The sequence below is a fragment of the Pseudomonas sp. 2024-210 genome, assembly GCF_045062345.1.
In the GTDB taxonomy this organism is placed as follows: Bacteria; Pseudomonadota; Gammaproteobacteria; order Pseudomonadales; family Pseudomonadaceae; genus Aquipseudomonas.
This window is the reverse complement of record NZ_JBJGEJ010000005.1, coordinates 307,571-321,529: the sequence shown is the minus strand read 5'-3', so window position 1 is coordinate 321,529 and position 13,959 is coordinate 307,571. Positions and strand designations below refer to the sequence as shown.

Sequence of the window (13,959 nt, the reverse complement as noted above, 5' to 3'; positions counted from 1 at the left end):
GCAAGGTCGTGCTCTACCAACTGAGCTATTCCCGCAATAATGGCGTCCCCTAGGGGACTCGAACCCCTGTTACCGCCGTGAAAGGGCGGTGTCCTAGGCCACTAGACGAAGGGGACGTTGCCCGAAACATACACTGTACGTTTCAGTGCCAAATCATTAACCGAAGTTAGTAACCTGGCTTTCACTCAACCCCGTCCGGAAACGAAGCTGCTTAAAAATGGAGCGGGAAACGAGACTCGAACTCGCGACCCCGACCTTGGCAAGGTCGTGCTCTACCAACTGAGCTATTCCCGCAATAATGGCGTCCCCTAGGGGACTCGAACCCCTGTTACCGCCGTGAAAGGGCGGTGTCCTAGGCCACTAGACGAAGGGGACGTTGCCCGAAATGCACACGTACATTTCAGTGCCAATCACATAACCTGAGTTAATGATCTGGCTTTCACTCAACCCCGTTCGAAAACGAAGCTGCTTAAAAATGGAGCGGGAAACGAGACTCGAACTCGCGACCCCGACCTTGGCAAGGTCGTGCTCTACCAACTGAGCTATTCCCGCAATGGCGTCCCCTAGGGGACTCGAACCCCTGTTACCGCCGTGAAAGGGCGGTGTCCTAGGCCACTAGACGAAGGGGACACGCTACAACTTCACTGGTTGCTGGCGTTTAGCTATTCGCTTTACGCTGCAATTGGCGCGCATTCTAGGGATGGATTTGAAAGGCGTCAACCCCATTCTGAAAATATATTGAAATCAATGACTTCCCTCTTCTCTAGGCGCATTCCTACGCAGTCTGTCGCTGAACTTCCAAGGCCTGTATTCCGTCTTACTCCAAGGCGTTATGATTGGCTGAACTAAGTGATGGCATATTGCAGTCACTGATCTTCAATCTCTAGGCAGATAGCCCATAATCGAGAACAAACCGCCACTGCTTACCTACATCCAGAATACGTCTAACGGGCAATACCGCCTTGGCCCTGCATTGACCAGCAGACCACTTTGAAGAGGTTTTAACGTTGACTCCTTCCATGATCGCCCTGCTTGTCGTAGCTGGGATCGTACTATTGATCGCTATTGCCTACCTGAACCATGCGGTAGAAAACAACAAGCTGGAAAAAGCCCGTCAGAAGGTCGAACTCAATGACCGCATTCGTCGTTGCAGCGAGGTCAACGAGACATTCCCGGGCCAACTGATGTCTCCCGCGCTCAAGCTTTTACTGACTCGTCTGGAACTCAACGCGACACAACGGTTATTGCACCTGCAAAAAAACAGTGCCTCGACAAAAGCACGGGTTGCCGAACTCAATGCGTTAGTCGGGCAAGGGGAGTCAATCCCGGTCAATAACCCTCCACGCCCTATCCTCTCGGAGGCCATGGCCAAAGATGTTCGCTTTGCCCTGGAAACCCTGCACGGGCAAATCACGCGCGCTGCCAAAGATAACGTGCTGAGCAACGCCGAAGCCAAGGAGTGGCTTAAAGAGGTTCATCACCTGCTGGTGGTTGTGCACATCGAGTTCTTCAACAATCTTGGCCAACTTTCGCTCCAGAAAAACCAGCCTGGCCAAGCGCGCCTGGCCTATGAGCGTGGCGTGCAGTACTTGCGCCAACAGCCGGACACACGATACAGCGCCCACCTCGACGCCTTTGAAGTGCAATTGGCCCACGCCAACACGCTCTTGTTGAACACGCTTGAGCCTACAAAAGACGAAGCTAATGAGCTGACCGAAGGGCTGAAAAGTGACGAGATAGAAGGCGACTGGAAGAAAAAGGCGATTTACGATTAAACGCCGAGCAGCCTAAACGCAGGAGCCGTGCGCGAAATTGCGCAGACATTGCAGGCTATAAAAATAAAGGTGGTTGAGTACCCGGAACGGGTCAGAGGGCAAAACACAAAAAGGCAGCCACGGGGGCTGCCTTTTTGTTTGACGTCAGGCTACCGGATTGATTGGCTTTTCCGGGTACCACACGTCCAACAGCGGGCTAACTTCAACGCTGGTCAGCTCTGGGCGAGCTTTCAACCAGGCTTCAACTGCAGCACGTTGCTCTTCGCTGACCGAACCACGTTTCTGCAGGCAAACCAGACCGTAGTCGTCGCCACCCACATAGCCAAGGCCGTTAGCTTCCATGGCTTCTTTCAAAAAGGCTTCCAGGAAAGCGTCGACAGCTTCATCCGACAGGTCTTCTTTGAAATCCAGGTTCAGCTCAAAACCCAGCTCCTGAAATTCATCAACGCACAATTTTTTGCGCAGACGCTGGGAACGATTAGTAGCCATTGAACAATCCTCTTAAGTAATAACGGCGGCACTTTACCAGCTTAAGCCTGTGTCTGCCCGGTTCCGTGTGAGCGGTTCATCGTTTTCTGCTTATATTAAGCTCGTGTCTTTGGCATGCCGATGCACAAGCTCACAAGCCTTGGGGCATAATGCCGATACTTTTATGACCATTGAGGGCGTTTTTCGTCGTGCCCTCTTATTTTTTCCCCCTCGCGTGCAGGGTTTACTTCTTATGATCAAATCTTTACGACCACTGCTTCTCGCGGGCCTTTTCTTACCGCTCGCCTTTGGCGTTAACGCCGCCCCCGTCAACACCACGCTTTCGCCTAAAGTCCAGCAAGCGCTCAAAACCAATAAACTGCAAAACGATGCGCTGTCGCTGGTCATGATCCCGCTCAATGGCCCTGGTGTGCCTACCGTGTTCAATGCTGATGTGTCCATGAACCCCGCCTCCACCATGAAACTGGTGACCACCTACGCAGCGCTTGAAATGCTCGGCCCGACTCATCAGTGGAAAACCGAGTTCTACACCGACGGCACCCTGAATAACGGCACGCTGCAAGGCAATTTGTACCTCAAGGGCGGCGGCGACCCCAAACTCAACATGGAAAAACTCTGGCTGCTGATGCGTGACCTGCGCGCCAATGGCGTCCAGCATGTCACCGGCGACCTGATACTGGATCGCAGCTTCTTTGAACAACCTCAGCTTCCGGCGTTCAACGATGACGGCAACGATAAAAATAAACCGTTCCTGGTCAAACCCGATGCGCTGATGGTCAACCTCAAGGCGTTGCGCTTTATCGCCCGTAATGATGCCGGCAAGGTGTTGATCTCAGTCGAGCCGCCGATTGCCAGCATCCGGGTCGACAATCAGGTCAAGGCCCTCAACACTAAGCAATGCACTGGCGATGTCCGCTATAATCCCGTGCAGCAAGCCGATGGCACGGTTCTGGTCACGGTCAGTGGCCAACTGGCCGATGGCTGCAACTCTCAGACCTACCTGTCCCTGCTTGATCACGCGACCTATACCGCAGGGGCCGTACGCGCCATTTGGAAAGAACTGGGCGGGACCATTCAGGGCCAGGATCTTCAGGCCAGCGTGCCCAAAACAGCCAAATTGCTCGCTCGCGCCTACTCGCCGGACTTGGCCGAGATCATTCGCGACATCAACAAATACAGCAACAACACCATGGCTCAGCAACTGTTCCTGAGCCTAGGCGCTCAGTTTCGCAATGATGCGGACGGCGACGACGCCAAAGCAGCTCAACGTGTCATTCGCCAATGGCTGGCCAAAAAAGGCATCACAGCTCCACATCTGATCATGGAAAACGGCTCTGGCCTCTCACGAGCCGAGCGAGTCAGCGCACGCGAGATGGCACAAATGCTTCAGGCGGCCTGGAACAGCCCATATGCCGCTGAATTCATCAGCTCCATGCCGATTGCAGGCAAGGACGGCACCATGCGCAAACGCCTGAAAACAACAGCCATGAACGGGCAGGCCCACATCAAGACCGGCACCCTGAACACCGTACGCGCCATTTCCGGCTTTAGCCGTGACATCAATGGCAACACCTGGGCAGTCGTCGCGATTCTTAACGACCCTCGCCCTTGGGGCGCCTCATCAATCCTCGATCAAGTGCTGCTCGACCTTTATCGCCAGCCCCCGCTGGCCAACCGCGCAGTCTCTATCGCTCAGTAACGTTGTTGCAGACAATAAAAAACGCCCTTGATCTAGCGACCAAGGGCGTTTTTTTATCGCCTGAACAAAAGGATCAGCGTGCCATTATTTTCCAGGCACGGTGGATTTTGCTGTTGCGGGCAAAGTCCGGATCAATGGTGCTGGCGGTAATTTCTTCAACCGCATAACGCGATTCAAGGTGTTCATCCAGGATGAACTTGCGGAAGTTATTCGAGAAGTACAGCACCCCGCCCGGCGCCAGACGCGCCATGGCCAGATCCAGCAGTTGCACGTGATCGCGCTGGACATCAAAGATGCCTTCCATACGCTTGGAGTTGGAGAAGGTCGGCGGATCGATAAAGATCAGGTCGTACTCTTCACGGCAGGCGTCCAGCCACACCATCACATCCCCCTGCTCCAGACGGTTCTTGTCCGAAAAACCATTCAGGGACAGGTTGCGACGCGCCCAGTCCAGATAGGTCTTGGACAAGTCAACGCTGGTGGTGCTGCGCGCTCCGCCTTTAGCCGCATGCACACTGGCCGTCGCGGTGTAGCAATACAGATTGAGGAAGCGTTTGCCGCTGGCTTCCTTCTGAATACGCATGCGCATTGGCCGGTGATCCAGAAACAAACCGGTGTCCAGGTAGTCTGTCAGGTTAACCAGCAGCTTCACGCCGCCTTCATTGACCTCGGTAAACTTGCCTTGTGCGCTTTGACGCTCGTATTGCTTGGTGCCGCTCTGGCGCTCGCGACGCTTGACGATCACGCGGCTCTTGTCGATGTTCAGCGCCTGAGGAATGGCCGCCAGCGCATCGAACATACGAGCGGAGGCTTTTTCCGGATCAATGGATTTAGGTGCGGCATATTCCTGCACGTGAACCCAATCGTGATACAGGTCGATGGCCATCGAGTACTCGGGCATGTCAGCATCGTAAACCCGGTAGCAATCAATACCTTCACGCTTGACCCACTTGCTCAGCGCCTTGAGGTTCTTTTGCAAGCGGTTGGCAAACATCTGCCCGCCTTCGCTCAAGCGCGGCTGCTCGATCACCACCGGAGCGGGCTTGATCGGGTTACCGTTCTTGTTGAACTTCTCATACTTGGTCGGTGCTTCGATGTTGGACGGCAGGTCCGACTCGGCCTGCTCTCGCTCGGCCTGACGCTGCTCAGGTGTGCGACGCTCACCTGTGACGAATTGATCCGGCACGACTTTGATCAACAACAGCTTGCACGGCAAAGCACCGTTCCAGAACGAATACTGTTTATGGCTGCGGATACCCATACGCTTGCCCAAATCCGGGGCGCCAGTGAAAACCGCTGCCTCCCAATTCAGACAGGCCTGACGCAGGCGCTCACCCAGATTCTGGTAGAGGTAAAGCAAGCTCGCCTCGTCCCCCAGACGCTCGCCATAGGGAGGGTTACAGATAACCAGACCTTTTTGGTTCTGATCCGGACGCGGCTCAAAAGTCGCCACTTCGCCTTGATAGATTTTGATCCAGTGGCTTAATCCGGCACGCTCAATATTGTTGCGTGCAGGCTGGATAAGACGCGGGTCAGCCTCATAACCACGGATCCACAAAGGCGGTTTGGCCATGCCAATTTCGGCACGTTCGGTGGCCTCTTCGTGGAGTTTTTTCCAGATCGCCGGAATATGCCCCAACCAGGCATCGAAACCCCAGTGAATACGGTTGAGGTTCGGCGCCATATCGGCTGCAATCATCGCGCCTTCAACGAGGAATGTACCCACGCCACACATTGGGTCAGCCAACGCAGCGCCTTCGGCTGCCATGCGTGGCCAGCCAGCACGAATCAGGATAGCCGCTGCCAGGTTTTCCTTGAGCGGTGCCGCACCTTGCTGGAGACGGTAGCCACGCTGGTGCAAGCTGCTGCCTGACAGATCCAGCGACAGAATCGCTTCGCCGCGATCCAGACGCAGATGAATGCGCAAGTCCGGGCTGAATTTATCAATGGATGGGCGCTCACCGGACGGCGTGCGCAGTTTGTCGACAATGGCGTCCTTGACCTTCAACGCACCGAAGTGGGTGTTGTCGATGCCCGAGCCGTGGCCACTGAACTCAACAGCCAGCGTTCCGTCCGGAACCATATGGTCATGCCATTCAACATCCAGCACGCCGTGATACAGGTCCTCAGCGTCTTTCATCGGGAAGCGCTTGAGCACCAACAAGACACGGTTGGCCAGGCGCGACCAAAGGCAGAGGCGATAGGCGGTTTCCATATCCGCGACACCTCGAATGGCCGAGGTATGCTCGCGGGCTTCCTCAAGACCAAGGCCCGTAGCCTCCTCAAGGAGAAGGCCTTCAAGGCCTTTGGGGCAAGTAAGGAAGAGTTCGTAACGATCCGACATGGAATTCCTGAGCTTTAAGCTATCAGTGAGAAGGCAACGCATCGCCCGCTCCGTTTTCAATCAAGCGCTTTTCTCGAAGAGCGCCCGTGTGGCACGAAACTGTGCCGTTCCACCGCTGCGACCACCCGGCCCGAAGGCATAAGAAGTTTAGACGCAGAGACAGATCATTCATCTGAAACAATGTGACATGTTCAGACCCTTCGTCGAATAGTACCCAAGCATAGCGGGTGGCTATTCCCTGCAGAGAATGAAACGCATCCTCTTTGCAAGGGCTCGTCCTGTCAGGCTTTTGTCGCATTTGGCCCAGCAAAACAAGCCTTTCTTATGGCCTTAACACCATTATCGTTACGTCCTTATGACAAAACGATCATTCACACACCTTGGCTCATTGGTTAGAAATGAACACAGGTTGTCACCGCACAGGCGACAACAAAATGCTCGCCACGCCGGCAGCGAGCACACCAACGGCAGAACACTCTGCCCCGACCGCTGGTAGGTCGACGCTATACACACAGTCAACAAGTGAGGGCAACACCCTATGAGAAGACTTAAGCGTGATCCGTTGGAAAAAGCATTTTTACGCGGATATCAATATGGCGTTCATGGAAAATCCCGTGAGCTTTGCCCTTTTACTCTACCGTCGGTACGCCAAGCCTGGATTAACGGCTGGCGAGAAGGACGCGGCGACAATTGGGACGGTATGACAGGCACTGCGGGCATCCACAGACTTAACGAACTTCACGCCGTCGGCTAACTCTGGGCACACTCCGACATCACCTTTAAGACGTACCGACTTAACCATGCCGTCCTATCCAGGCGGCGGGCTGCGGCCCAAGGGCTCCTTATAGGAGCCCTTTTTATTGCCCGGCCATATGACCTCGTCGATTACTTGCGACCAAGCGCCGAAATAGCGTCAACTGATTCTCTGATCAGGGCCGGGCCTTTATAAATAAAGCCTGAGTAAATTTGAACAAGACTGGCACCCGCAGCGATTTTCTCAGCCGCGTGCTTGCCTTCGGTGATACCGCCCGCCGCGATGATAGGCATACGACCCGCCAGCTCGGCTGCCAACACTTTCACTGTGTGAGTGCTCTTCTCTCGCACAGGCGCACCCGACAAACCACCGGCCTCGTCACCGTGTTCCATGCCTTCAACCCCTACGCGGCTTAACGTCGTATTGGTGGCGATCACGGCATCCATACCCGTTTCAAGCAATGCCTGAGCCACGAGAACGGTTTCTTCATCAGTCATGTCCGGCGCGATTTTAATCGCCAGCGGTACGCGTTTACCGTGTCGCTCTGTCAGTTCTTTCTGACGTATTTGCAAGGCTTCAAGTAACTGCTTAAGCGAATCACCAAATTGCAAACTGCGCAGCCCCGGAGTATTCGGCGAGCTGACGTTGACGGTCACGTAGCTGGCGTGTGCATACACTTTGTCCAGGCAGATCAAATAGTCGTCGACTGCGCGCTCTACCGGCGTGTCAAAATTTTTGCCGATATTAATGCCCAGAATGCCGTTGTATTTAGCCGCTTGAACCCGCGCCAGCAGATGATCAACCCCAAGATTGTTGAAACCCATGCGGTTGATGATGGCTTGCGCTTGCGGCAACCGGAAGATACGTGGCTTGGGATTTCCTGGCTGAGGTCGTGGCGTAACGGTGCCCACCTCTACAAAACCGAAACCCAATTGAGCAAAGCCGTCGATGGCCGAACCATTTTTGTCCAGACCCGCAGCCAGACCGACCGGGTTTGGAAAGTCGAGCCCCATTACATTAACCGGCAGCCTGGCCGGGGCCTTGCACAACAAACCATTAAGCCCCAGCCGGCCACCTGCACCGATCAAGTCCAGAGACAGGTCGTGAGAGGTTTCGGGGGACAGTTTGAAGAGCAACTGGCGGGCCAGGTTATACATGGGTTCAATGGTCTCGAGGCTGACAGAAAGAGGGCGCAATTATAGCTGCGCTGTACGGCAAATCACAGGCAAAGAAAAACCCGGCCTGAGCCGGGTTTTTCTGAACAGCCTAGCTAAAAATTACTTAGCTTCAGCTTGAACGGTAGCTTCTACGCGACGGTTCAGAGCACGGCCTTCAGCAGTTGCGTTAGTAGCAACTGGGTTTGCTTTACCGTGACCAACAGAGTCTACACGGTTAGAAGCAACACCTTGGTTAACCAGAGCTGCACGAACGGCGTCTGCACGACGTTGCGACAGTTTCAGGTTGTAGGCATCGGTACCAACGCTGTCGGTGTAACCAGCAACAGTCGTGGTGGTCGATGGGTACTGCTTCATGAAATCAGCAACGTTGTTGATGTCAGGCATGTACTGCGACTTAACGTTCGACTTGTCGAAGTCGAATTTCACGTCCAGTTCAACGCGAACAACTTCAGCGATCGGAGCTTCTGGTTCTGGCTCAGCGATTGGTGCTGGAGCTGGAACTGGAGCCGGTGCAACTTTACCGCCGTTGCCGCCGAAGTTCACACCCAGGCCAACGGTAGGAGCGTAGTCCCACTTGCCGTTGTCCAGTTTGTAGTCAGCTTCAACGCCTGCACGGGCGAAGAAGTTGTTAGTGATGTACCACTTAACACCAGCGCCAGCAGTCAGGAAAGTAGACTTGTCACGACCGCTGTGACCGTCAGCTTCAACGTTGGTCATGCTCTTGTGAGCAACACCACCGGAAACGTATGGACGCAGAGCGTCGCCAACGTCACGGAAGTGGTACTGAGCGTTCAGACCAAAGTTGTCGCCTTTGATTTTCTGGTGGCCAGTGCCGTCATTCGAACGGGTGTGGTTGGTCTTGTCGTAGGTCAGGTTCAACGAGACGTCGTCGGTAATGAAGTAACCGATCGATGCGCCTGGGTTGTAACCATCTTCAACGTGGTCGACGCTGTCGTTGTACTGTTTTTTGTAGAACAGTTCACCCTCGACCGCGCCTTGGCCTTGTGCCAGGGCACCGAACGAAGTTGCGGCTACAAAGGAACCAATGGCAATGCCCAAGGTGTTTTTCAGTTTCATCCGTTAAATCCCCATCTGGTGATTGTAAAGCAGTCCCACATACCGGGGGACAACTCGGCGACAAGTCTATCAGACCTTGCCTACACGTAGATCCATTTGCACTGAACTAAGTTTCAGCATTATCTGCAAATTTCTCACGTAATTTGTCAAGAGCACGCTTGTACCGCATCTTCGTCGCGCTCAAACCCATATGCATTATGTCTGCGATTTCCTGAAATTCCAGTTCTGCGACGAAACGAAGCACTAAAATTTCGCGATCAATCGGATTCACGTGCACCAGCCAGCGATCAAGTCCGCCCTTTTCCTCAGGTTTCGGCGCCTTTTCTTCAGACGCCTCCTCGAGGGGATCAATACTTAATGCGTCCATCAAGCGACGCTTTCGCCGTTCCTTTCGATACTGTGTAATGCATTCGTTATAAGTGATGCTATAGAGCCATGTCTTGAATTTCGATTTACCTTCGAAATTTTTAAGACCATACAGCACCTTGAGCATGACTTCCTGACAGACATCATCTGCGTCTCTATCGTTCCCTAAATACCTTGAACAGACGTTGAACAAAGTGCGTTGGTAGCGACGCATCAGTTCTTCGTAGGCCCGAGTCACGTGGAACAACTCATCATGCGCGCGCGCCACCAACTCCTCATCAGAGAGCTCGCGGGGATCGTAGCGCATGGACAGCGATTGTGCTTTATTCAAAACGAGTCGTGCCGACAGTCAGGTCAATGTCCGCCGCAGCCTGACAAGCAGGCAGTAGCGCGGCGGCATACAGTATCAGGGTTTACCGCATTAGCGGCGCGTCACGTGCTGCTCAAGCAAAGTCCGATTAGAGAGGGAGACTAGCTCACCCTCATCAGTCAGCAACGTGGTTTTAACCGTACCGATTTCCTCTATTTGACCTTCTACCGCACCCACTCGAATGTCCTGCCCAATCTGATACAGCTCACGCACATAGATTCCGGCAAGAATCTGCCCGGCAATTTCTCGACTGCCCAGCCCCATGGCCAATGCAACGGCCAAGCCTACCGTGATCAATACAATCACAATCACGTGGTTCAGCAGGTCAGTCTTGACCTCCAACTGACTGATTGCCACCGAAATACTGATGATGATCACAAGCCCTTGGGCAACGCGCCCCAAGCCTGCAGCGTAATCAAAACCGACACTCTCAGCAGCGCCGCGTACCAGACCATTGAGCAATTGCGCCAGCAATACGCCAGCCAGCAACACCAAAATGGCACCAAATACTTTTGGCAAATACAGTGTAAAGATGTCCAGCGTAGCTGAAACTCGCTCGAGCCCCAGAGACTGCGCGGCCGAAACAAGGAATATCAGAAGTATGAACCAGTAGACAATTTTGCCAATCAAAGTGGAAATCGGCACTTTGATACCGGCACGGCCGAGAATTTTAGTCAGGCCCGTTCCGCCCATCAAGCGATCAAGACCCAGCTTGGCGAGCAATTTGGACAACAGGGCATCAAGCAGTTTGGCAACCACGAAACCCAGCAGTACGACCACCAACGCCCCGAAAAGGTTCGGTATAAAGTTGGCAATTTTGGTCCACAAGGCAGTCATTGCCGTGACCAGGCTCTGGGTCCAGAGATCAAGTTCCATGTTCAATCAGCCTTATCAGCAGGGCGAGCAGCAGGTTTGCGCCGCGAAACGGGCGCAATATGAGCTGAACCGCTGTTCAAAGCAATCATCAGTGCCTGCACCCACCGCCCCAGCAAGCTGAAAAGATCACCCGCACCGACCTGGCGGTTAGCGGTTTTCAGTACTCGACCCAGGCAAGCGTCATCGTCACGGGTGGACGCTGGCGCCTTGAGCATGTCACGTAGCGATTGTTCAAACGGATCGTGCATAAGCACCTCTCGATATGTCTGTAAAAGACGCGAGCAACTTTGACGGCGTCACATTTGCCCCGGTCAAAGCCACTGCAACCGACGGTAAAACCACCATTGGCCGACACCAATGACCAGCATTAACAAGCACGTCACTGCAAAACCGTAGGGGTCATTGGAGAACGGCACGCCGCCCACGTTAATGCCCAGCAACCCGGTGATAAAAGTGATAGGCAAGAAAATCCCGGTCAGCACACCGAACCGGTACATGATGCGGCTCATGCGCACATTCAAACGTCGGTCTTCGGCCTCAAGTACCAGCCCCACGCGCTCACGGGTGAGTTCCAGCTCTTCCAGATAGCGGGTCAGACTGTTGTTCAATTCGTTCCAGTAATCCGCATCATCCGTGCTGAACCACGGTAGTTTGGTCCGCGTAAGCTGGCCGAAAATATCCCTTTGCGGGGCCAAAAATCGGCGCAATGCAGCGGCTCTGCGGCGAATCTGCAAAATGGATCCGTGCTCAGGCGTGTACCGTTCGTCGGCATCTATTTTATCTTCTTCATCATCGACGATTTCTGATAGCTCGCCGATCAAGTCCTGCACTTTTAAAGTCAGGTGCTGGGCCAGATAAAGAATGAGTTCCGAGGGATTTTTCGGCCCTTCACCCTGGGAAAACTCCCCGAGCAGTTCATCGGTGGCGCGTAGCGGACGCATACGCAGCGAAATTACCCGCTGCGCACTGCCAAAAATACGCAGCGAGACCATATCTTCGGGTTCTGCACCGGGGTTCAGATTAACGCCGCGCAAAAACAGCAGGAATTCGTTGTTGGGCAGCGTCAATAAACGCGGCCGGGTATTTTCTTCGAGGAGCAAGTCACAGCTGAAATCGCTCAGACCGCTGGAATCGCGCAACCAGCTCTGGGTTTGCGGGTGACTGCGATCCCAATGCAACCAGATGCTTTCGTGAGGTTGCAGTTGCAGATCGTCCAGCTCGGTGCGGGCAATAGAGCGCGCCCCACCTTCACCGTCCAGCACCAGGGCATGCACCAAGCCCCATTGCGCGTTTTCGTCCTCGAACATCCGTGATCCTTAGTGGAAATGCGTTTAGCCCGGCATCTTCAAGGCTGATGGCGAAACGATAATGCCATTGTTGTCGGCATAAATGAATTCACCAGGGCGAAATGAAACGCCCGCAAAGGTTACGACCACGTTCAAATCACCGATGCCGCGCTTGTCGGTTTTCATCGGGTGACTGGCCAATGCCTGCACACCAAGATCAGTTTGCGCGATCACATCCACGTCGCGAATACAGCCGTAGATCACCATCCCTTCCCAACCATTTTTCGCCGCTTTCTCCGCGATCATGTCGCCCAGCAAAGCCCTGCGTAGCGAACCGCCACCATCCACTACCAACACTTTGCCTGCGCCATTGAGCTCTGCCTGCTCTTTGACCAGCGAGTTATCTTCAAAGCATTTGACGGTCACGATCTCTCCACCGAAAGAGTCACGGCCGCCCAAATTGCTGAACATAGGCTCAAGCACTTGCACCAGTTCAGGGTAGGCATCGCACAGATCGGGAGTGCAGTAGTGATTCACGGGAAAGCTCCTGTTGGGAAGGACAGCAAGCAGAACACTAGGGTTAAGGTATAGACGGTCTGGTGAACTCAGGTTTTACCCGTCGGGTCTATGACTTGTCGAAAACCCATTGAATCCCAGAACACTGAAAATGACCAGAACTGCATGCTGCGTCACATATTAGCCAGTAATCAGTGCTCTTGAATACACCGCATATTGCAACCTGTAGCCGCTGTCGAGGAACGAGGCTGCGATGGGCTGCGCAGCGGTCCCGCTTTTAGCAATCACGCAACCAATCACGTACCAAGGGCCATACTTCTGTTTGAGCAGGCTGACTGACGAGCATTTCGACGTGACTGAAATCGGCACTGAAACCATGCTCGCGGCCGAGCGCGACAAAGGTGCGCTGCGAGGAGCCCAATTGATCGTACAGTTTTCGGCACGCCCACTCGGGCGTCAGCCTGTCTCCTGCCGCGGCGACCACCAGAACCGGCACCTGCACTTCGGCCAGACCTGCCCACCAGTCCCGCTCTGCGTCCTTGAAACGACCCAAAAAGCCATTCCAGCGCAAGGTTTCCAGCGCGATGCTGACTGGCTCATCCTCTGGCCCGCGCTTTAGTCTCGTGCCAGACAGATACTTGAAGCGCTTGAGTATTAAATAGGCACACCACTGCACAGGCGGGAGTTTCAGCCACCCATAGCGGCGATTAATCTGAGTACCAAAAAATGCCGCCGACGCCACCAGGTCATTACTTAAATAGTGGCCACCAAGCGCTGCCGCAAGGCTGATGCCGCCTTGGGAATGGCCGATCCAATGTGGCGTTTGCCCACTTAGCTCCCTTACAAACGCACCTATTGCGGGCAAGTCGTAACGGGCATAGTCGGCTACGCGGTTCTTGTTCCAGTGAGTATTGCGAGCTGACAAGCCATGACCGCGCATCTCGGGCAGCCACACATCAAAACCGGCACGTGCCAAAAAGGCGCCAAGCCCCACCCCTTTGGGCGAGTACCAGAAACGCCGATTGGAAAAACTGCCATGCAACAGAATGACCGGTACGCCACGCGCGCAACCCGCGTTAGCCAGCCCAAGACGGGTAACCACCAGCTCTACGGAGATATCGGGGCTGTTGGCAGGTTTCAAGCGATAAACGTCTTCGCTCAGATCGCCCCGACGCTCAGCGCTGATCAGGGCAACGGGAAAAAGATGACTGCTGCTTTGCATAATGCTC

Annotated in this window: 13 protein-coding genes, 5 tRNA genes and 1 pseudogene; 3 read left to right on the top strand and 16 right to left on the bottom strand. The window is 54.3% G+C overall.

Annotated elements, in window-relative coordinates; all coding sequences use genetic code 11:
• Positions 1–40: 40 nt before the first annotated feature.
• The 5 genes from ACI7MX_RS10420 to ACI7MX_RS10400 all read right to left on the bottom strand — a co-directional run bounded on the left by ACI7MX_RS10420 (position 41) and on the right by ACI7MX_RS10400 (position 630).
• A tRNA-Glu gene (locus ACI7MX_RS10420) sits at positions 41–116 on the bottom strand.
• A gap of 102 nt (positions 117–218) precedes the next feature.
• A tRNA-Gly gene (locus ACI7MX_RS10415) sits at positions 219–294 on the bottom strand.
• Positions 295–299: 5 nt separating this feature from the next.
• Positions 300–375, bottom strand: a tRNA-Glu gene (locus ACI7MX_RS10410).
• Between the two features lie 101 nt (positions 376–476).
• Positions 477–552: transfer RNA gene (locus tag ACI7MX_RS10405), tRNA-Gly, on the bottom strand.
• A gap of 2 nt (positions 553–554) precedes the next feature.
• Positions 555–630: transfer RNA gene (locus ACI7MX_RS10400), tRNA-Glu, on the bottom strand.
• A gap of 389 nt (positions 631–1,019) precedes the next feature.
• Here ACI7MX_RS10400 and ACI7MX_RS10395 point away from each other — a divergent pair.
• Positions 1,020–1,775 carry a hypothetical protein gene (locus ACI7MX_RS10395; protein WP_405591622.1) on the top strand — a complete coding sequence of 252 codons (756 nt, stop codon included), beginning with the start codon at positions 1,020–1,022 and terminating at the stop codon, positions 1,773–1,775.
• Positions 1,776–1,919: 144 nt separating this feature from the next.
• Here ACI7MX_RS10395 and ACI7MX_RS10390 read toward each other — a convergent pair whose 3' ends face one another.
• Positions 1,920–2,264 carry a YggL family protein gene (locus ACI7MX_RS10390; RefSeq protein ID WP_153376967.1) on the bottom strand — a complete coding sequence of 115 codons (345 nt, stop codon included), beginning with the start codon at positions 2,262–2,264 and terminating at the stop codon, positions 1,920–1,922.
• Positions 2,265–2,496: 232 nt separating this feature from the next.
• Here ACI7MX_RS10390 and dacB point away from each other — a divergent pair, with 232 nt between their 5' ends.
• On the top strand, positions 2,497–3,963 hold the full coding sequence (gene dacB, locus ACI7MX_RS10385; protein ID WP_405591625.1) for a D-alanyl-D-alanine carboxypeptidase/D-alanyl-D-alanine-endopeptidase: 1,467 nt from the start codon (positions 2,497–2,499) through the stop codon (positions 3,961–3,963).
• A 73-nt stretch (positions 3,964–4,036) separates the two neighbouring features.
• Here dacB and rlmKL read toward each other — a convergent pair whose 3' ends face one another.
• Complete coding sequence (gene rlmKL, locus ACI7MX_RS10380) at positions 4,037–6,307, bottom strand: bifunctional 23S rRNA (guanine(2069)-N(7))-methyltransferase RlmK/23S rRNA (guanine(2445)-N(2))-methyltransferase RlmL (protein WP_122784580.1); 2,271 nt, start codon at positions 6,305–6,307, stop codon at positions 4,037–4,039.
• 538 nt (positions 6,308–6,845) lie between these two features.
• Here rlmKL and rmf point away from each other — a divergent pair.
• Positions 6,846–7,061, top strand: coding sequence for a ribosome modulation factor (gene rmf / locus ACI7MX_RS10375; RefSeq protein ID WP_019827662.1), 216 nt, complete (start codon positions 6,846–6,848; stop codon positions 7,059–7,061).
• A 131-nt stretch (positions 7,062–7,192) separates the two neighbouring features.
• Here rmf and ACI7MX_RS10370 read toward each other — a convergent pair whose 3' ends face one another.
• From ACI7MX_RS10370 to ACI7MX_RS10330, 9 genes and pseudogenes are all read right to left on the bottom strand, one after another.
• Positions 7,193–8,218, bottom strand: a complete 1,026-nt coding sequence (locus ACI7MX_RS10370) for a quinone-dependent dihydroorotate dehydrogenase (RefSeq protein WP_405591630.1) — start codon at positions 8,216–8,218, stop codon at positions 7,193–7,195.
• A gap of 120 nt (positions 8,219–8,338) precedes the next feature.
• Positions 8,339–8,665 (bottom strand): OmpA family protein, encoded by a 327-nt coding sequence (locus ACI7MX_RS10365; RefSeq protein ID WP_405596023.1) that lies wholly within the window; start codon positions 8,663–8,665, stop codon positions 8,339–8,341.
• 111 nt (positions 8,666–8,776) lie between these two features.
• A pseudogene (locus tag ACI7MX_RS10360) lies at positions 8,777–9,316 on the bottom strand (OmpA family protein); the annotation flags it as partial.
• A gap of 106 nt (positions 9,317–9,422) precedes the next feature.
• Complete coding sequence (gene sigX / locus ACI7MX_RS10355) at positions 9,423–10,013, bottom strand: RNA polymerase sigma factor SigX (protein WP_405591633.1); 591 nt, start codon at positions 10,011–10,013, stop codon at positions 9,423–9,425.
• A gap of 90 nt (positions 10,014–10,103) precedes the next feature.
• Positions 10,104–10,928, bottom strand: a complete 825-nt coding sequence (locus tag ACI7MX_RS10350; protein ID WP_405591636.1) for a mechanosensitive ion channel family protein — start codon at positions 10,926–10,928, stop codon at positions 10,104–10,106.
• Positions 10,929–10,930: 2 nt separating this feature from the next.
• A complete protein-coding gene (locus ACI7MX_RS10345; RefSeq protein ID WP_122784585.1) occupies positions 10,931–11,176 on the bottom strand; it encodes a CrfX protein in 246 nt (81 codons plus the stop codon).
• A gap of 63 nt (positions 11,177–11,239) precedes the next feature.
• Positions 11,240–12,235, bottom strand: a complete 996-nt coding sequence (locus tag ACI7MX_RS10340) for a CorA family divalent cation transporter (RefSeq protein ID WP_405591640.1) — start codon at positions 12,233–12,235, stop codon at positions 11,240–11,242.
• A gap of 24 nt (positions 12,236–12,259) precedes the next feature.
• Positions 12,260–12,751, bottom strand: a complete 492-nt coding sequence (gene rraA, locus ACI7MX_RS10335) for a ribonuclease E activity regulator RraA (RefSeq protein ID WP_314491736.1) — start codon at positions 12,749–12,751, stop codon at positions 12,260–12,262.
• Positions 12,752–13,007: 256 nt separating this feature from the next.
• Positions 13,008–13,952 (bottom strand): alpha/beta fold hydrolase, encoded by a 945-nt coding sequence (locus tag ACI7MX_RS10330; RefSeq protein ID WP_314491738.1) that lies wholly within the window; start codon positions 13,950–13,952, stop codon positions 13,008–13,010.
• Positions 13,953–13,959 lie beyond the last annotated feature (7 nt).